The following is a 21,247-nucleotide window of genomic DNA, read 5'->3' as shown; positions in this document are numbered from 1 at the left end:
AAGAACAATGAATGATTTAGTTACTAAAAAAGTATCATTAATTGAGCTCTTTTATGACTTGGTTTTTGTATACATGATATCGCAAGCCACAGGTCTAATTCATCATTTACATAATGGAGTAATTGGATTAAGCACTTTTTCTATTTTTGCTTTAGTGGTAATTTTATTTATCAATTCTTGGATGATTCAAACTGTCTTTATCAACCGTTATGGCAACGATTCTTGGTCAAATAAATTATTTATTTTTATTAATATGGCCGTGGTTTTGTATATGTCAAACTCTTTTTCAAGTACGTTTAATCATCAACTGACACCTTTTTTTGGCGCAGCTGCGTTGTTGTCTTTGACCCAAACCATGCAATACGTAATTGTGTATTTAAAAACGACTCAGAATGCAGATAAACAAATTACCTTAGCCTTCAGCGGAATCTTAGCTACGAGGACCTTAGCGTTAACCATCGGGCTGCTGTTCAAAACCAACTAGGACTACTGGCCGCGTTACTGGGAATCATGATTAGTTGGATTGCACCAAGCTTTACTGGTAAATTAACCGTACACCGACCAATTATTTTTTCGCACTTACTTGAACGAGTCACGGCTTTAATTATTATTATGTTCGGAGAAATGATTGTAGGAATAGCAGAATATTTCACCCAACGGACGGTTTCGCCTTATTCACTCTTATTATTTGTGCTAGTGGCACTACTTTTCATGACATATGCTACAGAATTTAGCGATCTAATTGAAGAAAAGCAAGGTAGGGAAACGGGGAATCGATTAATTTACCTACATTACTTCATTTTATTTGGGTTAAGTTTAATTACGGTGGCAATTAAGTTTATCCATAGCACTAATGCTAACCTAATTTTTAGCGTTGGATGCCTATATACGGGATTATTGCTGTTTTACGTTGGAATCCTCCTAGGCGGTATTTACAACGAAGTAAGCTTTAAGATTGGAAGTAGACGGGTGTGCTGGATAATAGGCTTTACCTTGCTAGGTTGGGGGGGCACATTGCAGTTGAAAAATTCTACCGAAATAATATTCATTACGGTAGTGGTTGCTCTATTAAATCTACTGATATTAGCTAGGATTGGGCAGAATGGTACTTCTAGGCAAAAAATACAATAAATTTAAAACCTCAGAAATTATAGCCATGACTTAATTTCTGAGGTTTTGTTTATCTGCAGTTGCCGACAAATTTTGAACATCTACAATCTTATCTTTTAGATGGTCAATGGATTGTTGAAGTGTGCGTAATTGCTTTTCGGACTTGGATAACTGTCTTTTTAAGATGGCTAGACGGCTGGGGATGGTTTCGTTTCCCCTTTGGTAAAGTTGAATAAAGTTTTTAATTTCAGTAATGGTCATTCCGCAATTTTTAGTGCAAATAATGAAATCCAGTCTTTCTAAATCTTTTTTGGTAAATTCTCGAACGCCATTAACGCGATTAATTGGACCGAGTAGTCCCTCGCTTTCGTAATAACGCAGGGTGGAAGTGGGAACGTTAAACATTTTAGCAACTTCATTAATTTTCATGGAAAATCCTCCTTGACTTAAAGTGTACTTTAAGCAGTAGAATTGTCAACAATCGCAGAGGGATGGTGTCTAGCGAAGTTATTAAAGGAGGCATTTCGATGGTCGATGTATATGCGCATGTTTTAACGCCTAACTACCTTGCTGAGATATTGAAAATTGCGCCGAATGCTTTAAAAAATAACGAATGGATGCAAAATCCATTATTAACGGATATTAAAAAGCGAGTAAAGACAATGACAGAAGACCAGCAAGAAATCATCTCAATGGTTAACCTGAATCCTGAAGATTGGGTTGCCCCCAATTTAGCGGCTTCCCTGTGTCAATCTGCCAATGCCGAACTTATAGAAATGGTTAAAGCGCAACCGAGGCATTTTGTGGGCGCCGTAGCGATGTTACCGATGAATAACATTCCTGCAGCGTTATCAATAATTGATCAACAGGTGGCTAACAATAAAGCGTTGGTGGGCGCGCAACTGTTTACTAGAGCAATGAAAAAGCCCATCACAGATCCAAAATATGAGCCGATTTTTGAAAAAATGGCAGGCTTAGGAAAGCCAATTTGGTTGCATCCCGTTTTTGATGAACGCAAATCAGATAATAACCTAACTTTTAGCTGGGAATATGAACAAACAATTGCTATGAATAATATAGTGAATAACGGTTACTTTGAGAAATATCCTAATTTAAAAATAATCGTTCACCATGCCGGAGCAATGGTGCCATATTTTGCGCAGCGGATTTATTACATTCAAGGAAAGCATAACTATGAAGATTTCAAAAAATTTTATGTAGATACAGCTCTATTGGGTAATCCAAAGGCCTTAGAGATGGCTGTAGAATTCTTTGGGGAACGGCATGTATTATTTGGTACAGATACTCCTCTTGGAGTCAAACCGGATGGTCCTACTCAAATTATTAAACAAGCAATCCAGACAAGCAGTTTAACTAAACAACAAAAAAGAAACATCTTCGTTGAAAACTGGCAAGATTTAATAATTAACAAACTGAAAGGATGAGTTCAATGAATAAAGATATGCAATATACAACGTTGGGAAAGACTGATATAGCAGTTTCAAAGATGTGTGTAGGCGCAATGAGTTTTGGCAAACCAGGGAGTATGCACGATTGGACACTCGATTATTCAGACAGTGAAAAAGTGATCCGCCACGCCCTTGGTTTGGGGGTCAATTTCTTTGATACGGCAAACTCTTATTCTGAAGGAACTAGCGAAGAATACCTGGGACGCGCGCTTAAAGAGAATAAAATTCCTCGTGATCAAGTAGTTTTAGCTTCTAAAGTTTATTTTAACCCGGGACGGTTGTCTAAAGCGGCGATTCATCGAGAAATTGAGGGCTCTTTACGACGCTTGAACACGGATTATTTAGATTTATATATTATTCATCGATTTGATTATGAAACACCAATTGAAGAAACAATGGAAGCTTTAAATGATTTAGTAAAGGCTGGTAAAGTACGTGCGATTGGTGCTTCAGCAATGTATGGCTATCAATTTTATAATATGCAGCAAATTGCCAAGGAACACGGCTGGGCGCAATTTCAAACTATGGAGAACCACTACAATCTTCTTTACCGGGAAGATGAACGTGAATTAATTCCAATTTGTAACCAGATGCAAGTGTCATTAATGCCATATAGCCCGTTAGCAGCGGGACATTTAAGTCATAAGGCTTGGCAAACGAACACTTTACGTAGTCAAACCGACCGAGTAGCACGCGGAAAATACGATGATTATCGTTTGGAAGACCAAGAAATTGTTGACCGAGTATCCGAACTAGCTGAAAAGTATGGTGTTTCGATGAGTCAAATAGCCTTGGCTTGGCAATGGAAAAAAGGCGTAGCTGCACCAATTATCGGCTCAACTAAGATGAAACATCTTGATGAAGCAGCTGCTGCGTTATCGATTGACTTATCAGCAGAGGATGTTAATTACTTAGAAGAATTATATGTACCACATAAGATAATTGGAGCGCTTGACGAAAATCCGGCTGAAGGAACCGTCCTAATTGACGAGAAAAAATAATGGTTTTGTTAGGAGAGTGTACACATGCTAAGCGAACATGAAAAATTATTAGCGGGAAAAGACTATGATTACCGGGATCCCGAAATTCAAACAATGATCCAGAATGCCCAGAATGTGACGAAAGAAATTAATCAGACTCAGGATTTTAGTAAAAGAATGGTATTGTTTAAGAAACTATTTGCAGACGTGGGCGAAAATATAACCATAATGAGTCCTTTTCGAGTTACGTACGGAAAACATATGCGACTGGGAAATGATGTATTAATAAACGCTAATGCCAATTTTTTGGATGCTAATTTGGTCACCATTGGTGATCGGGTGTTAATTGGACCGGACGTTAAGTTTTATTGTGGTGAGCATTCGATTGATGCAAGCAAACGTTTTGGAAAGCGCTCAGATGGGAGTTCCTACGTTATTTCCACTACCAGACCTATTGAGGTTGGAAATGATGTGTGGATTGGAGGAAACGTCACTATTCTTCCTGGGGTAAAAATTGGCAACAATACAATTATTGCGGCCGGAGCCGTAGTCAATAAGGACGTCCCTGATAATGCTATCTTTGGCGGAGTGCCAGCAAAGAAGATCAAAGATTTGCCAGTACTTGATCGCTAGTGATTTAGAAATCTAAAACTCTATAAATAAAATAGAGATATAGTCCAAAAAAATTTGAGCACAAAAAAACCAGCACTCATTTAATTGCTGGTTTTTTGTTAAAGAGAAAAATGTAGACAACAAAAAAATCAGCAACCACGGCTTGACGCAGCGTGATTGCTGATTAGTGTGTCTATGTAATGGGTGGTCAGGGGATCGAACCCTGGACCCACGGATTAAGAGTCCGTTGCTCTGCCAGCTGAGCTAACCACCCATGTGATTGATGTCCTCATCAACTCGACTTAAATATAGTAGCATGAAAAAAAAATCATGACAACACTTTTTTTGGATTTTTTTCAAAAAAAGTTAAAAAAAGTGAAATTTTAGCTAATATGGGGTTACGAGAGCGTTATCATTCAAATTTGAGCGCATGTGGTATAATTGACAGAAACGAATGGGATAGACCTTTGCCAGAAAATTGGCAAAAAATCCGCAACTTTTTTTGAATTTGTATTTAAATAGACAAAATTAGATTAACAAATTTGGTTGACGGTAGCTTAGAAGAAAAATTTATGTGCTAAGCCAGTGACCAAACGTTTTGAAACTAAATTAAGTGTCTGTCCCAACTTCTTACAACTAATGGCAGATATATCTTCTGAGGAGGGCAAACATGCCAAAAATTTTAGTAGTAGATGATGAAAAACCAATTTCCGACATCGTCAAATTTAATTTAGATAAGGAAGGTTACGACGTGGTAACTGCTTATGATGGCGAAGAAGCGCTGGAAAAAGTGGAATCCGAAGAACCTGATTTGATCTTATTAGATTTAATGTTGCCAAAAATTGATGGGTTGGAAGTTGCTCGCCAAGTGCGGGCCAAACATAACATCCCGATTATTATGGTAACCGCTAAGGATTCGGAATTGGATAAAGTCGTCGGATTGGAACTTGGTGCGGACGACTACGTTACCAAGCCGTTTTCCAACCGGGAACTCGTAGCGCGGGTAAAGGCTAACTTACGGCGCCAAGACCAGTTCCAACAAAGTAACGAAGAAGTAAAAAATAACATTAAGATTGGTCCGTTGGTAATTAATTCAGATTCATACTCGGTAACTCGGGACGGTGCGCAACTAGATTTGACGCATCGTGAATTTGAATTGCTACATTATTTAGCACAACATACGGACCAAGTAATGACCCGGGAACACTTGTTACAAACGGTTTGGGGTTACGATTACTTTGGAGACGTGCGGACGGTCGATGTAACGGTGCGGCGGTTGCGTGAAAAGATTGAAGAAACGCCAAGTAATCCCCAAATCTTGGTAACGCGCCGGGGAGTAGGATATTATTTGAGAAATCCGGAAACGGATTAGAGTGTTCAATTCTCCCGGGTAGCCTTTGAGGATTAACTGGATTTTAGACTTAATTGCGATTAGCGATTGAGTCTAAAATTTGGTTAACCGCAGAAGGTTGGGAGACTTGAACACGTTTCGGCCATGCTGCAGTGGAGTTTGGTTAACCGGAAAGAGCTGAGGGCTGGAGCTCGTTTCGGCTACACAGCAGTGAAATTTGGTTAACCGCAGGGTTGGAACACGTTTCAACCAATTTAACAAAAAATACGGTCGCTACCACCATTACCACCTAAAAGGCGGGTAGCGCCCGTTTAACTATGGAATGGGTTAAACTCCTAATTTAGCCGATTTAACCGGTTTAAACGCCGAATAAATAGTTTTTAAAGCGCACCACGATTAACAGTAATTGACCAGTAAAACTTAGTTGCCGGAGTTCGGTAAGATCCCCACATGGCTAAGCAGGCTGGCTTATTTTAGGCACGCGATTGCCGATTTGTTTCCTTAACTAATCAATTAGTTAGAACTCGGGGAGTTTAAATGAATAAGCGAACAAATTTTTTTAAATCAATCAATTTTAAAATAGCTCTAGTGTTTGCAATGTTACTAGTAGTGACGTTGGAAGTCGTTGGAGTTATTTTTGTGCGTCAATTGGAGACGCAAAACTTAAGCCAATTCAAGTCGCAAGTCCAACTCCAACCGTACGTGGAAAATGAAATTAGCGCGCAACTTGAGCGTAGTAACACGAAAAAGGCAAACGACCAAATTGCGGACATAATTGGCAATATCAACAACCAAAACATTACGGAAATTCGGGTGATCGACGCTAAGGGAGTCATCCGTGGTACTAGTAGTAATGCTGACCGGAGTACGGTAGGACAAAAAACTACCGATCGAAACGTTAAGGACGTTATTTATAACACCCGTAGCTACCAGCAAGTTTCCTATAATAAAACCAATAACACGCGTTACTTTATTTCAATTGTTCCCCTCATTAATACGTCGGGAGCTACTAATAATTTGACGGGTGTTGTTTACATTCGGGCTAATTTGGAATCGGTCTACCAAAACGTGAATAACATTACGCTTATTTTCGTAGTGGCGGCTTTAATTGCGATCACGATTGGACTCTTCCTCGCGGTGCTGATTGCGCGGGCGATTACGCGACCGATTGAAGAAATGCGACAACGGACCATGCAAATTGCGCGAGGCGACTACTCGGGGCAAGTACAAATCTACGGGGATGATGAGTTAGGACAACTTGCCGCGGCCGTTAACGACTTGTCGGTTCGGGTTGAAGAATCCCAAGAATTGACCGAATCTGAACGCCGACGGCTAGATTCAGTTCTGGGTTATATGACCGACGGGGTGTTGGCAACGGACCGGCGCGGTCGGATCACGATTGTCAACGAAATGGCGACCGACTTTTTGAACCTGGAAAACGATCAAATTGTAGGTAAGTCAATCCTGGATATTTTAGACTTACGGGGCTCGGTAACGCTCCGTGATCTATTGGAAAACCAGGATCCCGAAGTTCTCGATTTGTCTACCGATGAACAGGATTTGATTTTGCACGCGTCCTTTGCGCTAATACAGCGAGAATCTGGCTTTATTAGCGGGCTGGTTTGCGTCCTTCACGACGTTACTGAACAACAAAAGATTGACCAGGATCGTAAACGCTTTGTATCGAACGTTTCACACGAATTACGGACGCCGTTAACCAGTATGAAGAGCTACATCGAAGCGTTAGTTGACGGGGCTTGGAAAGATCCAAGCGTCGCGCCTAATTTCTTAAAGGTCACCCAGGAAGAAACTGATCGGATGATGCGGATGATCAACGACCTGCTAAACTTGTCTCGGATGGATTTGGGAACCGCACGGCTAGATAAAGAATACGTTAATTTAAACGAGTTGTTTAACCACATCCTAGACCGGTTTGATATGATTTTGAAGAATGGGGAAAAATCGTCCAAGAACTACACCATTAAACGTGATTTCACCCGGCGGGACATCTGGGTTGAAGTTGATACCGATAAGATCCAACAAGTTTTGGATAACATTATGAATAACGCCATCAAGTATTCTCCAGATGGTGGGGTAATTACTTGTCGGTTGATTGAAACCCATAACCACGTCATCATGAGTGTTACTGACCAAGGTCTCGGGATTCCGAAAGAAGCACTTAACCACGTCTTTGACCGGTTCTACCGGGTGGATAAGGCCCGTTCGAGAGCACAGGGCGGAACTGGATTAGGGTTAGCGATTTCCAAAGAAGTAGTTCAGATGCATGGCGGCCGAATTTGGGTAGAAAGTCGCGAAGGAGAAGGTTCGACCTTCTACATTTCACTACCATACGAACCGTTTGAGGAAGGGGATGCTTGGGAATAATGAAGGATACGAAGACCAGGCGCGTTATTCGCCACACGCTCTTAGCAATCTTGGCAATTGCCAGCATTAGCCTTTCATGGTTGATTTGGACGAATCCGGCCCGGTACGGCGGTTCGCACCAGGTCGCAAACGAAAAGGTCCAGTCTAACCAGGTTAAGCGGGACATGAGTGACGTGATTTTACCTACGCAAATTATTTATACTAATCATGACAAACAACAATTAGTCAATAACTCCAAGATAAATCTACCTAAAACAATCGTTGGTGAAATTAGTAAGTGGCGGTTAGAAAGTTCTACTCGCGTATCGCGTGGAAACAAGGAGCGCTTCATGGACTACGCGACCATGGACCGGAGCGTAATGTTGAAGTACCCAAGCAACATTACTGCCCAGATTTTTAATGGGGTCTACGACCAGAAACTCAGTTCAAATTACGAAATTAGCCAAGTGGTAATTAATTTAGATAAACGAAACGAGTTCTTTCTCCTTGATGACAAAACCTACGACGTTTACCAAATCAAAGTTAGCAAGCAGAACTTAAAGCGTCTGCGACAACTGGTGGAGGGCAACGATCAGGTTTATGCGGTGAAAGAGACCATCATAAACCACCACTTGATCAACGATTACTATAAAAGCCCGGCAGTACCGTATAACAGCTTTTTGATTAACAAGGAAAGCAGCAGTATATTTACGGCCAACTTGTTAACTAATACGGATGCGGAATCGATTGATACTAAAAAGACCAAGGATGGGGTCGCGTACGTGACTAACGACAACACGAAGCGGATCCTTGTCCGCAATAATGGTCTGGTAACCTTCAACAATGCTAGCGGTAACGCGGGCGGAAACGGCTTAAATAATAACATCGAGAAAAGTTTCTTACAGATGAAGCAGCTCGGGGTGCAAGCTGACACCAACGTTCGCTACTTTGATTTTCAATTGGCTAAGCGTCAGGCGGAATTTCGTGATTATGTCGGTGGTTTCCCCATTTTTAACGAGGATGGTTTGGGAACGATTAAGGTGGCCCGCCAATCCAACGAATTGACGACAACTTTCTCGATTTATAACCTACAAGTGCCGGTGCCCGCCGAAAAGGGGACTAAGCAGTTACCAACGACTGAGGAAGTGTTGAACCAGCTTAGCTACCAAGGGATTAATACTAAAGAAATCAAGGGCATTGACATTGGTTACCAGTGGTCAGGCAAGGTGGCGGCGAACACCACGGTGGACCTTGAACCAACTTGGTACGTTAATTACCGCGGAAAATGGACGGCCTACCAAAATTTGGTTAGCTAAGGAGGAACGAAATGGATTTTAGGAGAATTGAAGTTATCTTCATCGTGGTTTTTGCCATCTTAAACGCCTATTTATTCGGTTCCTACTGGCAGTACCAAATGGAATCGGGAACGGTCACGTCTTCGAATGCGAGCGCGAGCACATCCATTTTAAAAGAGATGCGTAACGATCAAATTACGTACATGCCGCTTTCAAATAAGAAAAAAGAGGGATATTACGCGCAAAGCAAGGTGGACACCTCTCTTAAGAGTGGAATCAAACACCTTACTGGCCAAAATGCGCGGGTTTCGGACAACAAGCTGTATAGCTCAGTCACCGATCCGTTTACAATCGATCCAAAGGATCCGCAAAGGGCGCTAGATCGTTTTGTGAAGGATCGTGAAAACGTGATTGACGGAACGCAATACCAATACAATGCCAACTTGAGTAACGACACACAGGTGGTTTATACGCAGGTAATTGACCATCGACCGGTCTATTCCAAGGATGGGCAGATTATTTTCTACGTAAACGCAAGCAACCAAGTTACCGGATACGTCCAAGGACATTTGGTGGGTAAAAAGCAGTTGCGCGAGGAAAGTGAATTAATCAGCCAATCCCGGGCGGTGACCCTGCTTTACCAATACAACGAAATTCCAAATAACTCGAAAATCGAGTGGGCTGATTTGGGATATACTAATCTATTAAGTACGGAAGAAGGGGCCGTTTACGTACCTACTTGGGTAATTGGCATTAAGAGCAAAAACAGTACCAATGTTGAAGTTAAACGAATTAACGCCTTTTCAGGAGTACTGATTAAAAAAGATGGCCAAACTCCAGCTAAGAAGGCCAAAGTGGCAGATAAGGATTCTACCACGGATACTAACGAAACCAGTGCTGCGTCTACAGATAGCAGTTCTGCGGGGTTAAATAGCCCAAATACGAATACAGAATAAATTTAAGTAGGAAGGTCAAAAGATGAGCGAAGAGGGTTTGAAAGTTAGTGTTCTTTCCAGTGGAAGCACTGGAAACGTTACTTACATTGAAACACCCGAACATAAGGTGCTGGTAGATGCAGGTTTAAGCGGTAAAAAGATTGCCGGTTTAATGGAAAGTGTTGGACGGGATATTCAGGAGGTTGACTCTTTATTTGTTACCCACGAGCATTCTGACCACATTCAAAGTGTCGGGGTGTTAGCCCGTAAGTATGGGATTAACGTTTATGCAAACCGGGGTACTTGGGACGCCATTAAAAATAAAGTTGGAAAAATTCCTACCGAACAGAAGTATATTTTTGATCCCAACACGACTAAATCATTAGATGATTTAGATATTGAAAGCTTTGCGGTATCACACGACGCCGCCGAACCACAATTTTACGAATTTCACCACGCAGGAAAATCGTTTGTGATTTTAACGGATACGGGATACGTGTCAGACCGGGTTGCGGGCACGATTCGTAACGCCGACGGCTACTTGTTTGAAGTAAACCACGATACGGAAATGCTGCGAATGGGCGGCTATCCGTGGCCGCTTAAGCAACGAATCATGGGTGATCATGGCCATTTATCAAATGAAGACGGGGCCAACGCGCTCATGGACGTGATTGGCAACCGTACTAAGAAAATTTACTTAGGCCACTTAAGTTTGCATAACAACATGAAGGAGTTGGCTCACTTAACGGTTAGTTCCATGATGCAAAACCATGATTTAGCAGTGGGCCACGATTTCGAAATTTTGGATACTGACCACGAAAAGGCGGATCCGCTAACTTTAATTTAATCTGAAACCTTTTAGGAAATTTACCGAGTAAATTCATACAAATAACATAAATTACAGGCTATAATAGGCCGTAACGGGAATATTGTATGAGGAGGGAGCGGGAATCCGCGACGTGTTATGAAAAATAATAAAATTATTATCACGGCTGCCATTGCAGGTTTGCTTGGCGGTGGAGTTGCCTATGGTGGGGCGAGCTTTGTACAAAATCGAATGGAAGCCACTACCACGGCGGTACCAACTGGCTCAAACAAATCAGGGGAAACCCAAACAAGCAATGTGAAGGTTAACGTTAGCAGTCAATCTTCAAAGGCATTTTCTACGGTAAAAGATTCCGTAGTTTCCGTAATTAATTTACAAAAAGAGAATAACAATGATCCTGATAACATTTTAAATTCAATTTTTGGGGACAGTGAATCGTCATCCTCAAAGAAGTCTTCTTCTGACAAACTCCAGACAGCTTCGGAAGGTTCTGGGGTGATTTACAAGAAGAGTGGCGACGCAGCTTACATTGTTACCAACAACCACGTGGTTAGCGGGTCAAACTCGTTGGAAGTAATCATGAGCAACGGAAAGAAACTACCCGCTAAGATTGTGGGAACCGATAGCGTAACGGATCTAGCAGTCCTTAAAATTAATTCGGCTCCAGTAACTACCGTGGCAAGTTTTGGTGACTCAGACAACATCAAGGTTGGGGAAACCGCCTTGGCAATTGGATCGCCGTTAGGTTCTGAATACGCAACTTCCTTGACGCAGGGGATTATTTCAGCGAAGAAACGGACCATCGAAACTTCTAATAGTAACGGACAAGGTACTGGCGAAGCAACGGTTATCCAAACGGATGCCGCAATTAATGCTGGTAACTCCGGTGGGCCGTTAATTAACTTAGCTGGTCAAGTCATTGGAATTAATTCGATGAAACTTTCTTCGAGCGGTAATTCGACTTCGGTAGAAGGGATGGGCTTTGCCATTCCATCGAACGAAGTGGTTTCCGTAATTGACCAGTTAGTGAAGAATGGTAAAATTGATCGTCCAGCATTAGGAGTAACACTGGTAGATTTGACGGCAATCTCTTCAGACCAACAAAAATCCATTCTAAAATTGCCTAGCAGTGTAACTGGCGGATCGGTAATTATGTCGGTAAATGCAGGACCTGCAAAATCAGCGGGCTTAAAGAAATACGACGTGGTTACGAAGGTTGATGGAAAGTCAGTTAAAGACACGGCAGAACTCCGTGAAGCACTTTATAAACATAAAGTTGGTGACACTATTAAAGTGGGTTACTATCATAATGGAAAATACAAGACCACGGACGTTAAGTTAACTAAAACAGCTAGCACTAACTAAATTTAGATAAGGTTGCGATTACTGAAGAAGAGGGTGTTTTAGACACCCTCTTTTTTATTAGCTTGAAATTAGGGATAGATTAAAAAGGTTAAGTTACTAAAACGAAAAGTGATAAATGGTAAAATTTAGATGGTAACCAAGGAGGAAGGATTTATGAAGAAGATTAAGGTGATGAGCATTTTCGGAACTCGGCCAGAAGCAATTAAAATGGCTCCCGTAGTTAAAGCGATGAGCCATGACGAGCGATTCGCCCCCATTACGGTAGTTACTGGGCAGCACCGAGAAATGCTGGATCAAGTCTTGCAGATTTTTAAAATCAAGCCGGATTATGATTTGAATATCATGCAAAAGGACCAAACTTTAAGCAGCATCACTAGCAAGGTTCTCTTAGGAATGGATAAAATTTTGCGGGAGGATCGACCGGATTTGATTTTGGTCCACGGGGACACCACCACTACATTTTCTGCGGGACTAAGTGCTTTTTATCACCAGATTCCGGTAGGACATGTGGAAGCTGGATTGAGAACTTGGAATAAGTATTCGCCATTTCCTGAAGAATTGAACCGCCAGATGACGGACGTGTTGACGGATCTTTATTTTGCACCAACTACTACTAGTCGGGATAATTTACTCCAAGAAAATCACCCCGAAAAGCAAATTTTTGTTACTGGGAATACCGCGATTGACGCTCTTAAGGACACCGTCAGCGAAGTTTACCATAACGAAATTTTAGAAGAAATCGGTAAAGATCATCGAATTATCTTGGTTACCATGCACCGTCGTGAAAATCAAGGGGCGCCGATGCAACGAGTTTTCAAAGCCATCCGGCAGGTAGTGGATGAAACTCCGGATGTAGAAGTTATTTTTCCAGTTCATTTGAACCCGAAAGTACAACAAATGGCGGAGGCTGAGCTGGGCGATGATCCGCGCATTAAGCTGGTTGCACCGTTAGATGTCCTTGATTTTCATAATATTGCTGCCCGTAGTTATTTAATTATGACTGATTCAGGCGGTGTTCAAGAAGAAGCACCTTCGCTAGGAAAACCAGTCTTAGTATTACGGGACACGACGGAGCGACCAGAGGGGGTTGCGGCTGGAACGTTGAAACTAGTGGGAACTGATCCACAAGCGGTTAAGAAGCAAATGAGTGACCTTTTAAATGATCCGGCAAAATACGCAGAAATGGCCCAAGCCCAAAATCCGTACGGCGATGGTCACGCAGCAGCCCGGATTTTAGAAGCGATTGCTGAAACGATTAAATAATATATACCTAGTACTGTAAATTAGCTTTTAAAAATTAATTGGAAACAACAAATAAAACCATTTTCTAGGGTAACTCTCCTGGAAAATGGTTTTTAAAATAAGTACTGAACTAAAAAAGAATGCCTTGAATAATTTTAGAGGCATTCTTCACCGATTAAATCCGTGTCTTCAGTTGGTTTTAAAAAATGTGGAAAGGTGTGAAAGTTAATAATTCCGTACTTTGAGTTTCGCCATCCTTTTGAACAGAGACGGTATATTTTTCGTTCTTCAAACTACCCTCTGGTTGGATGAAGAGAAAATCATTCATAGCGAAGGTATGCACCTCATTCCCTTCGGCATCAGTTGTTTTATACGTGTAACCTGTATCGTAACCAGGATTAATATAAATACCGATAGCATTAGTTAAAGTAGTGATTTGATTCCCTAATGTATGATCAGCCCTAATAGGACCAGATAAATATTTGTCAAAGCTCGCGGTGGTAGTAACGGTACTCATATCAATGAAGTTGGTATTTACATCAATTTGTCCTAAATCTGTAGCATTGCGAATCTTATCCTTGATTTCAGCATTGTCAATAGGGACGAATTCTTGCTCAGCAGTGTTTGTGTTGATTGAATTAAATTTCAATGTATCGGCAATTTCGTTGCGTTCTTCCTTAGTGGTGTACCTAGCAAGCTCATCAAGATTAATATCGTAACCAGTGTAATCACCGTTAGAGTCAAAGACATCTTGTCCGCCAGCGATGCTGTCTATGGCCGTTCCTGGCCCATATCCTACTGCAATTACATTATCTTTAGAGCTAATTGGTGTTTGATATTCCATGCGTACCGTATTGTAGTGAACCATGTATACTCTGGAAATGACTGGATGAGCAACTTCCTTAACTTGGTGTGTAGCAGTAATATGGATATCATTGCTGCCAGTGTTCGTGTCTGCTAGTGCACCTGCAGATGAGATGCTAGCTAGCATGGTGCAGGTTAGTAAACTAATTCCAATTTTCTTGAATGATTGCATAATAAGTTTCCCCCTAAGATAAATAAAGTATGGTAAAAATTCAGTTGCTTTGTGTTTGTTTTTACAAGCGCAATGTTAACGAATACCTTTTAAAAGGTCAAACAAAAAGACTCGTAACCGGTAAAAAAATAAATGAAGACTGATTAAGCAAGGGTTGTGGAGTCTGTCTAGGGATGCAGTCGATGAGTTATTAATTGCTAAAAAGAATAGATTCCGCTTCGGTAAGAATAGAATTAAGGTGGTTAAAATTATTTTCGGTAATGAATTTTTATGTGGATAGGTAAATGCAATTTTGGAAAGCTTGAATTAAGTGCTGTTAGGAGCTTTGACTTTTTTATACATGAATGCCACGACGATAGTATGGAATTTTTTATCTTTAAAAACGGTAGCGCTTTCATAACCGGTGTGTTAACATAACCGTGTAAGGAAGTCGGCTAACTTTTACGTAAATTTACGTTACATAAATTTTTGACGTTGTTGGAATACGGGTTTGAATTTTTAATTTAACGTGGTTGTTAAGCAAAAATGTTCACGCGAACATTTTTGGCCAGCAACTAATTACGGAGGTAAAAAATATGGCGGACAGTGTACATTCGAGCGCGCCAGATCGTGAAGTTTTACTTAACGACTCCACCAAGCGAATCCCGAAATCACAGCAAATTGCCTACGGATTTGGTGACATGGGGAACGGCTTCATGTTTGACCTTGGACAAGCTTATTTAACTAAGTTTTGGATTGACGGAACTGGAATTGCTGCCGGAATCGTTGGAGCAATTTTTGCGTTCACCAAAATTTTTGACGCGGTGATGGACCCAATCGTAGGTGCGGCAATTGACAACCGTAAGCGTGGTAAGCACGGTAAATTCCGGCCGATCATGATGGGATCGGCAGTAATTTTAGCAATTATGACGGTGATCACCTTTACCATGCCAAGCGGGTTAACCATGACCCAAAAGATCACCTACGCTTTAGTAACGTACATGATTTGGGGCGTCTTTTACTCCTTAACTAACGACCCCTATGGATCGCTAGCTTCGGTAATGAGCCGGAACTTGGAAGATCGTAGTTTTATGTCTACGACCCGGCAAATTGGTTCGGTAGCGGCCCAATTAATTGCCGGGGTGGCTTTTATTCCATTAATGCAATTGACTAGTGGAGGGCACCCGTTGCACGGCTATACCATTTCCGCAGCCATTTTTGGCGTAATGGGGGTACTGGGTTTCTTAGTATGCTTCCTGGGTACGCGCGAAAACCTACATATCAAACGCGACGAGGATGCCAAAAAGGAAGGCATGAAGGACTACTTTAAGGTGGTTTTCACTAACGGACCGTTGGGCGCGCTAGTTTTAATGACGCTGTTTACGATTTCGGCAATGAACACTAATAACCAAATGATGGTCTTTTACGCACAGTACAACCTGGGCAATATCGGTTTGCAACCGGTAATTAACTTCATCATGATGGGCAGTTCGGTTGCCGGGGTCTTCATGGTTCCGTACTTAACCAAACATTTCGGGCAAAAGAAAACTGCCATCGTGAGCTTATTTATCGGGGCGGTGGCTAACGCAATCAACTTCTTCTTGCCGACGAATTTGTACACCTTCATCCTGTTCGTGACGATTGGTTACGTAGCGTTAGCGATCCCGAACGGAATTACTTGGGCAATGGTTTCTAACGTCATCGATTATGGTGAATGGCATACCGGCACTCGTAAAGAGGGGATCACGTACGCCGCGTTTAACTTCTCGCGGAAAATCGCCCAATCAATTGCGGCGTTAGTTTCTTCGGGATTGTTGGCAATTACGGGTTACGTGGCTAACCACACACAAACTGGTTCTGCGCTCAACGGAATCAAGATTGCGATGACTTTATACCCGGCAATTTGTTTGGCACTGGCTGGAGTGATTTTACTGTTCTTGTTTAAGTTGGATGACGATAAGTTTAACCGGATTTCTAATGACCTGGACCATGGCCGTTGGGAAAAGGGCACTTTGTGATTTAAGAAAGAGGTAATTGGAATGGCTTTAGAAAATTTACTATTGGATGTTAAAAAATTGATTGAAAATCCGGACGCGGACGTTGACGCGGGAATTTACCGTCCTTCAGTACAAATTGACCGGCGCAACGTTTACTTTATCTATCGCGAAGGAATTAAGAAGAGCCTGGTAGTTTACGAAGATGCCCGCAAAGCTCGCGATTTCCAAGCTGACGAGACCTTAGTTGATGACGACTACGTTTTATTAAAGGGCCCGCTGAACTTTTTCAATAACCAAGCGCTGGCAAAACGGTTTGCCTGGATTAAACCGTCTTCCCGGCACGGTCACAAGTACACGCTTGGCTTAGGCGACCGGCTTGGAATTGCATCTAACGCGCATTTGAAATTGTTAAAGGGTCGCGGAATTTTCCCCGTACTCGCCCAACAATCAATTCGGGAATTGTTATTGAGTAACCGGACCTTCACTGACGTAATTGAAGCAGCATCGTGGTCAGTTTTTGAAGAAGGCTACCGTGACGGCTGGGGTGCAGATGGCGACCACGTTAAAAATGCGTACGAAATTGATTACGCGGTACGTTCGGGCGCAACGATGATCACGTTAGACCTCACCGAAAAGACCCATACCGAATACTTAGCTTATTCAGATGAAGATTTGGACGCGAAGTATAACGAATTAGCCCCTGAAATTCGCGAAAAGTTTGAAAAGAAGTACCTCAACCACCGTTTTGAATTAGGCAACGGCGACGTGGTCGAATTTAGCCCACGGGACTTGAAGGAAGCGGTTTTGGCCTTTAACGAAGGCGTCCTCTTCGCGGAATGGGTCAACGAAAAGTTTGTTAAGCCATACGCCTTGGATTTTGAAGTTTCGGTTGACGAGACGCCGGTTTCTACAACTCCTGCACAACACTACTTTTTCGCCAATGAATTGGCCGATGCCGGGATTACTCCCGAAACCTTGGCTCCCCGTTTCTACGGTGAATTCCAAAAGGCGATTGACTACATTGGCGACCTTGACCGGTTTGAAAAAGACTTTGGTGAACACGAAGCGATTGCCGAGAAGTTTGGCTACAAACTTAGTGTACATTCCGGCTCCGATAAACTTTCGGCTTATCCAGTAATTGCGCGCTTGGCTAACCAGCACGGTTGGCACGTTAAGACGGCGGGAACCAACTGGCTTGAGGCGCTCCGGGTGGTTGCTCACGAAGATCCTCAATTCATGCTGGAACTTTACAAGTTTAGCTATGACAACCTCGATGACGTCAAGGCCTTCTACGTCTTCAACGCGCAAACTGATGGCAAGGCACCCAAGCCTGAAAACCTCACCGAAAAAGACGTCAACATGTTGCTCGTGGACGACGACGCACGGCAAGTTTTGCACACGATGTACGGATCGATCCTCGGGTACACCGAAAATTACCAATATGTATACCGGGACCGTTTGTTTGATATTTTGCTTCATCACGCTGACGAATACGACAAGTACTTGAGCTTGCACATGGCGGAACACGTTGACCTATTACAAGGAATCGAAACCACGAAACAAGCTGTTTTAGATAAATACGAACCCAAAGACTAAATCAATAAAGGAAGGTAGCAGTCATGAAATTACTTGATAAAGACTTTTTGCTAGAAAACGAAATGGCGAAGACCCTTTTCCACGATTACGCAGAAAAGATGCCGATTATTGATTATCACTGCCATTTAAGTCCCCAAGCAATTTACGAAAATAAAAACTATCCCAACATTAGCCGCATCTGGCTAAACGAAGGCACCTACGGAGACCACTACAAGTGGCGCTTAATGCGGGCCAACGGGGTTAGCGAGGACTTAATTACCGGCGACGGTGACGAATACCAAAAATTTCTGGCATGGGCGGATACCATTGAACATGCGTATGGTAACCCACTTTACGAATGGACCCACTTGGAATTACGGCGGTTCTTTGGCATCAATGAACCACTTACCGTTAAATCCGCTCCCCAAATTTGGGAGAAGGCCAACCAATTATTAGCGACCACCGATTTCAAACCCCGCAACTTGATTAAAAATTCCAACGTTAAGCTAGTAGCGACAACTGACGATCCGGCTTCGGATTTGCACTATCACAAACTTTTACAAGACGAAGAGGCGGAATCCGGCTTCAAGACGGTTCCCGCAATGCGGCCGGATAAACTAATGCAGATTGAAAAACCTGGATTTGGCGAATACTTGCAAACCCTCGCAAAGGCCGCTGGGGTAACCATCAATTCCTTCCAAGATTTAGCGAAGGCGTTACGGCAGCGGTTTGAATTCTTTAAGGACATGGGAAGCCGTTTGTCCGACCACTCGTTGCCGTCCTATCACTTTGTAGAGTTATCTGAAGCAGAACTAGACCAGATTTTAACCAAGGCGGCCGATGGAGCAACCCTGACGGAACGCGAACGTGACGGTTACACAACCGCATTGTTGGAAATTTTAATGAAACTCAACAACGAATTTGACTGGGTAATGCAATTCCACATCAATTCTTTGCGGGACGCTAACAAACCAATGTACGAAAAACTAGGTCCGGATACCGGTTTTGACTCAATGGGGACCCAACCAGACATCGTCGACGGCATTCAAAAATTAATGACCAAGATGTCGGCAGAGGGCGTGGTTCCTAAGATGATTTTCTACTCCCTTAACCCAAACGATTGGATGGAATTGGCCACGCTCATGCAATCCTTCCAAGGCCAAACCAAACAACGGATTCAACTTGGAGCGGCCTGGTGGTTTAACGACACTGCCGAAGGAATGGACGAACAGCTTCGGGTCTTTGCCCAACAAAGTCTTTTACCAAACTTCGTCGGAATGCTGACCGACTCCCGGAGTTTCTTATCATATCCGCGGCACGAATACTTCCGGCGAGTATTGTGCAACTTCTTTGGCCGCTTGGTAGCGCAAGGCCGGGTTCCTGACGACCCCGAGATTTTGGGTAAGGTGGTTCAAAACATTGCTTATAACAATGCACACGAATACTTTGGCTTCTTCGATTAAAGCAAATTGAGGTGAAAAATAGAAATGGTTAAGCTATCTGATAATTACATTACTCACCGGGCTGAGTTTGAAAAGGCCGGAATTAAGGTTCCCACTTACGACCACGATGGCGTTGCACAAAAAGGAGTGTCCCAACCCCGTTGGATTCACTTTGGGGGAGGTAACCTCTTCCGGGCGTTTCATGCGGCCATTGCGGATGAGTTGATTGAACAAGGGGAGTTAGATGCTGGTTTACTAGTAGTCGATACCTTTAGCAAGGAAGTTGTTGAAAGGGTTTACCACGATAATAATAACCAGGTTTTGCGGGTCGTTACCAAAGCGGACGGCACGTTAGAATCCGCGGTCTTTGGCTCGGTTGCGGACGCAGTTTTTGATTCTGCAGAGGCGCCTAGCCAAGAACTACGCAAGGCGTTTGAAAACCAGTCGTTACAACTAGTTACGTTCTCAATTACCGAAAAGGGCTATGCCTTAACGGATGGGGAAGGCAACCTCACTGCTAGCGTAGCAAAGGACGTCGCAGCGGGTCCTGAAAATCCGGTAAATAACATTGCCCGCCTTACTAGTTTGCTTTACGACCGCTTCAAGCACGGCCAGCTACCGTTGGCATTACTAAGTACCGACAACTTTTCCCAAAACGGGGACCGGTTGAAGAAGTCGGTCTTAACGATTGCTAAAGGCTGGGCGGCAAATCAGCTGGTCGAAGGCGAATTCTTAGATTATTTGCAAAACCCCGACAAGGTTAGTTTCCCATTATCCATGATCGATCGGATCACCCCAAACCCTGCTAAAGCAGTGGGGGAAAGCTTAGAGGCTAAGGGCGTTGAAAATATGACCCCGTTTAAAGCCTCGTACGGTGCGATGTTAGCTTCCTTTGCTAACACGGAGGAAGCCCATTATCTGGTTGTTGAAGACGCCTTTCCAAACGGTCGTCCAGCACTTGAAAAGGCTGGAGTAATCGTAACGGACCGGGCGACGGTTAACGACGTCGATGAAATGAAGGTTACAACTTGTTTGAACCCGTTGCACACGGCCTTAGCAATTTTCGGCTCGTTGTTGGATTATCACTCGATTTCCGAAGAAATGAAGAATGCCGACTTAGTGAGCTTAATTAAACAAATCGGTTACGTAGAAGGATTGCCGGTGGTGAAGGATCCGAAGGTAATCAACCCGAAAGCCTTCATTGACGAAGTGGTTGAAAAACGGTTGCCTAATCCATACATTCCCGATACTCCACAACGCATTGCGACCGACACATCGCAAAAAATGGCGGTACGCTATGGCGTAACTATCCAACATTATTTGGCAGATTCAACTTTAAAGGTTACCGATTTGAAATTTATTCCGTTAACCATTGCCGCATGGCTGCGTTATCTATTAGCGATTGACGATAAGGGGCAGGTTTTTGAACCTAGTCCGGATCCGTTAATGGACTACTTAAAAGAACAGCTTCAAGGAATTCAACTAGGCGAAAATCCAAACCTCCAAGCCCAAATTAAATCGATTTTGGCTAACCAGAAGCTATTCGGCGTTGACCTGGTAGAAGCTGGTTTGGCGGAACTAATTGAAGCTGACCTAGCGGAAATGCTGCAGGGACCAGGCGCAGTTGCCCAAACCCTCCACCAAAAATTAAATCAAGCAAACTAAACAG

At 42.8% G+C, this 21,247-nt stretch carries 18 protein-coding genes and 1 tRNA gene; 16 read left to right on the top strand and 3 right to left on the bottom strand.

Annotated features, from left to right (window positions below):
* Nucleotides 1-7: 7 nt before the first annotated feature.
* Together NYR25_09400 and NYR25_09395 are read left to right on the top strand one after the other, a co-directional pair.
* Nucleotides 8-484: a low temperature requirement protein A gene (locus NYR25_09400; GenBank protein ID UWF33780.1), complete on the top strand. Its 477-nt coding sequence runs from the start codon at nucleotides 8-10 to the stop codon at nucleotides 482-484.
* 26 nt (nucleotides 485-510) lie between these two features.
* The gene (locus tag NYR25_09395; GenBank protein UWF33779.1) at nucleotides 511-1,131 is read left to right on the top strand and encodes a low temperature requirement protein A; all 621 of its coding nucleotides are present in this window, start codon (nucleotides 511-513) and stop codon (nucleotides 1,129-1,131) included.
* Between the two features lie 30 nt (nucleotides 1,132-1,161).
* Here the strand turns inward: NYR25_09395 and NYR25_09390 are convergent, their stop codons facing one another.
* Nucleotides 1,162-1,539: a MerR family transcriptional regulator gene (locus tag NYR25_09390; protein UWF33778.1), complete on the bottom strand. Its 378-nt coding sequence runs from the start codon at nucleotides 1,537-1,539 to the stop codon at nucleotides 1,162-1,164.
* Between the two features lie 98 nt (nucleotides 1,540-1,637).
* Here NYR25_09390 and NYR25_09385 point away from each other — a divergent pair, with 98 nt between their 5' ends.
* From NYR25_09385 to NYR25_09375, 3 genes are read left to right on the top strand one after another with little or no spacing between them, the layout of a single operon-like run.
* Entirely contained in the window at nucleotides 1,638-2,555 is a 918-nt protein-coding gene (locus NYR25_09385) for an amidohydrolase (GenBank protein ID UWF33777.1), read from the top strand.
* 17 nt (nucleotides 2,556-2,572) lie between these two features.
* Nucleotides 2,573-3,580 carry an aldo/keto reductase gene (locus tag NYR25_09380; protein ID UWF34738.1) on the top strand — a complete coding sequence of 336 codons (1,008 nt, stop codon included), beginning with the start codon at nucleotides 2,573-2,575 and terminating at the stop codon, nucleotides 3,578-3,580.
* 24 nt (nucleotides 3,581-3,604) lie between these two features.
* Complete coding sequence (locus NYR25_09375; protein UWF33776.1) at nucleotides 3,605-4,192, top strand: sugar O-acetyltransferase; 588 nt, start codon at nucleotides 3,605-3,607, stop codon at nucleotides 4,190-4,192.
* Nucleotides 4,193-4,372: 180 nt separating this feature from the next.
* Here NYR25_09375 and NYR25_09370 read toward each other — a convergent pair.
* Nucleotides 4,373-4,445 (bottom strand) — tRNA-Lys (locus NYR25_09370).
* Between the two features lie 396 nt (nucleotides 4,446-4,841).
* Here NYR25_09370 and yycF point away from each other — a divergent pair.
* The 7 genes from yycF (at nucleotide 4,842) to wecB (ending at nucleotide 13,570) form a co-directional block, all read left to right on the top strand.
* On the top strand, nucleotides 4,842-5,543 hold the full coding sequence (gene yycF, locus NYR25_09365) for a response regulator YycF (protein ID UWF33775.1): 702 nt from the start codon (nucleotides 4,842-4,844) through the stop codon (nucleotides 5,541-5,543).
* A gap of 516 nt (nucleotides 5,544-6,059) precedes the next feature.
* The gene (walK, locus tag NYR25_09360; protein UWF33774.1) at nucleotides 6,060-7,907 is read left to right on the top strand and encodes a cell wall metabolism sensor histidine kinase WalK; all 1,848 of its coding nucleotides are present in this window, start codon (nucleotides 6,060-6,062) and stop codon (nucleotides 7,905-7,907) included.
* Nucleotides 7,907-9,202, top strand: a complete 1,296-nt coding sequence (gene yycH, locus NYR25_09355; GenBank protein UWF33773.1) for a two-component system activity regulator YycH — start codon at nucleotides 7,907-7,909, stop codon at nucleotides 9,200-9,202. Before walK ends, yycH begins: the two co-directional genes overlap by 1 nt.
* Before the next feature lie 11 nt (nucleotides 9,203-9,213).
* Nucleotides 9,214-10,137, top strand: coding sequence for a two-component system regulatory protein YycI (locus tag NYR25_09350; GenBank protein ID UWF33772.1), 924 nt, complete (start codon nucleotides 9,214-9,216; stop codon nucleotides 10,135-10,137).
* A 22-nt stretch (nucleotides 10,138-10,159) separates the two neighbouring features.
* Complete coding sequence (locus NYR25_09345) at nucleotides 10,160-10,963, top strand: MBL fold metallo-hydrolase (protein UWF33771.1); 804 nt, start codon at nucleotides 10,160-10,162, stop codon at nucleotides 10,961-10,963.
* Between the two features lie 117 nt (nucleotides 10,964-11,080).
* Nucleotides 11,081-12,307, top strand: a complete 1,227-nt coding sequence (locus tag NYR25_09340) for a trypsin-like peptidase domain-containing protein (GenBank protein UWF33770.1) — start codon at nucleotides 11,081-11,083, stop codon at nucleotides 12,305-12,307.
* Nucleotides 12,308-12,460: 153 nt separating this feature from the next.
* On the top strand, nucleotides 12,461-13,570 hold the full coding sequence (gene wecB / locus NYR25_09335) for a UDP-N-acetylglucosamine 2-epimerase (non-hydrolyzing) (protein UWF33769.1): 1,110 nt from the start codon (nucleotides 12,461-12,463) through the stop codon (nucleotides 13,568-13,570).
* A 178-nt stretch (nucleotides 13,571-13,748) separates the two neighbouring features.
* Here wecB and NYR25_09330 read toward each other — a convergent pair whose 3' ends face one another.
* Nucleotides 13,749-14,585: a hypothetical protein gene (locus NYR25_09330; GenBank protein UWF33768.1), complete on the bottom strand. Its 837-nt coding sequence runs from the start codon at nucleotides 14,583-14,585 to the stop codon at nucleotides 13,749-13,751.
* A 575-nt stretch (nucleotides 14,586-15,160) separates the two neighbouring features.
* On the opposite strand from NYR25_09330, the gene NYR25_09325 reads away from it, so the two are divergent.
* The 4 genes from NYR25_09325 to NYR25_09310 are packed head-to-tail and all read left to right on the top strand — an operon-like array spanning nucleotide 15,161 to nucleotide 21,243.
* The gene (locus NYR25_09325) at nucleotides 15,161-16,582 is read left to right on the top strand and encodes a glycoside-pentoside-hexuronide (GPH):cation symporter (GenBank protein UWF33767.1); all 1,422 of its coding nucleotides are present in this window, start codon (nucleotides 15,161-15,163) and stop codon (nucleotides 16,580-16,582) included.
* Between the two features lie 21 nt (nucleotides 16,583-16,603).
* Nucleotides 16,604-18,157 carry a tagaturonate epimerase family protein gene (locus NYR25_09320; GenBank protein UWF33766.1) on the top strand — a complete coding sequence of 518 codons (1,554 nt, stop codon included), beginning with the start codon at nucleotides 16,604-16,606 and terminating at the stop codon, nucleotides 18,155-18,157.
* A 23-nt stretch (nucleotides 18,158-18,180) separates the two neighbouring features.
* Nucleotides 18,181-19,599 (top strand): glucuronate isomerase, encoded by a 1,419-nt coding sequence (uxaC, locus tag NYR25_09315; protein ID UWF33765.1) that lies wholly within the window; start codon nucleotides 18,181-18,183, stop codon nucleotides 19,597-19,599.
* Nucleotides 19,600-19,623: 24 nt separating this feature from the next.
* Nucleotides 19,624-21,243: a mannitol dehydrogenase family protein gene (locus NYR25_09310; protein UWF33764.1), complete on the top strand. Its 1,620-nt coding sequence runs from the start codon at nucleotides 19,624-19,626 to the stop codon at nucleotides 21,241-21,243.
* Nucleotides 21,244-21,247 lie beyond the last annotated feature (4 nt).

It is taken from the genome of Pediococcus acidilactici, assembly GCA_024970065.1.
Taxonomy (GTDB): domain Bacteria; phylum Bacillota; class Bacilli; order Lactobacillales; family Lactobacillaceae; genus Pediococcus; species Pediococcus acidilactici_A.
This window is presented reverse-complemented; position numbering and strand designations above follow the sequence as displayed.

Bases quoted from the DNA above. Each gene is read 5' to 3' on its own strand.
- NYR25_09375 (UWF33776.1), top strand. From the start codon at position 3,605: ATGCTAAGCGAACATGAAAAATTATTAGCGGGAAAAGACTATGATTAC.
- NYR25_09385 (UWF33777.1), top strand. From the start codon at position 1,638: ATGGTCGATGTATATGCGCATGTTTTAACGCCTAACTACCTTGCTGAG.
- NYR25_09350 (UWF33772.1), top strand. From the start codon at position 9,214: ATGGATTTTAGGAGAATTGAAGTTATCTTCATCGTGGTTTTTGCCATC.
- yycH (UWF33773.1), top strand. From the start codon at position 7,907: ATGAAGGATACGAAGACCAGGCGCGTTATTCGCCACACGCTCTTAGCA.
- NYR25_09325 (UWF33767.1), top strand. From the start codon at position 15,161: ATGGCGGACAGTGTACATTCGAGCGCGCCAGATCGTGAAGTTTTACTT.
- NYR25_09340 (UWF33770.1), top strand. From the start codon at position 11,081: ATGAAAAATAATAAAATTATTATCACGGCTGCCATTGCAGGTTTGCTT.
- NYR25_09330 (UWF33768.1), bottom strand. From the start codon at position 14,585: ATGCAATCATTCAAGAAAATTGGAATTAGTTTACTAACCTGCACCATG.
- NYR25_09345 (UWF33771.1), top strand. From the start codon at position 10,160: ATGAGCGAAGAGGGTTTGAAAGTTAGTGTTCTTTCCAGTGGAAGCACT.
- uxaC (UWF33765.1), top strand. From the start codon at position 18,181: ATGAAATTACTTGATAAAGACTTTTTGCTAGAAAACGAAATGGCGAAG.
- NYR25_09400 (UWF33780.1), top strand. From the start codon at position 8: ATGAATGATTTAGTTACTAAAAAAGTATCATTAATTGAGCTCTTTTAT.
- NYR25_09320 (UWF33766.1), top strand. From the start codon at position 16,604: ATGGCTTTAGAAAATTTACTATTGGATGTTAAAAAATTGATTGAAAAT.
- NYR25_09380 (UWF34738.1), top strand. From the start codon at position 2,573: ATGCAATATACAACGTTGGGAAAGACTGATATAGCAGTTTCAAAGATG.
- NYR25_09395 (UWF33779.1), top strand. From the start codon at position 511: ATGATTAGTTGGATTGCACCAAGCTTTACTGGTAAATTAACCGTACAC.
- walK (UWF33774.1), top strand. From the start codon at position 6,060: ATGAATAAGCGAACAAATTTTTTTAAATCAATCAATTTTAAAATAGCT.
- yycF (UWF33775.1), top strand. From the start codon at position 4,842: ATGCCAAAAATTTTAGTAGTAGATGATGAAAAACCAATTTCCGACATC.
- NYR25_09310 (UWF33764.1), top strand. From the start codon at position 19,624: ATGGTTAAGCTATCTGATAATTACATTACTCACCGGGCTGAGTTTGAA.
- wecB (UWF33769.1), top strand. From the start codon at position 12,461: ATGAAGAAGATTAAGGTGATGAGCATTTTCGGAACTCGGCCAGAAGCA.
- NYR25_09390 (UWF33778.1), bottom strand. From the start codon at position 1,539: ATGAAAATTAATGAAGTTGCTAAAATGTTTAACGTTCCCACTTCCACC.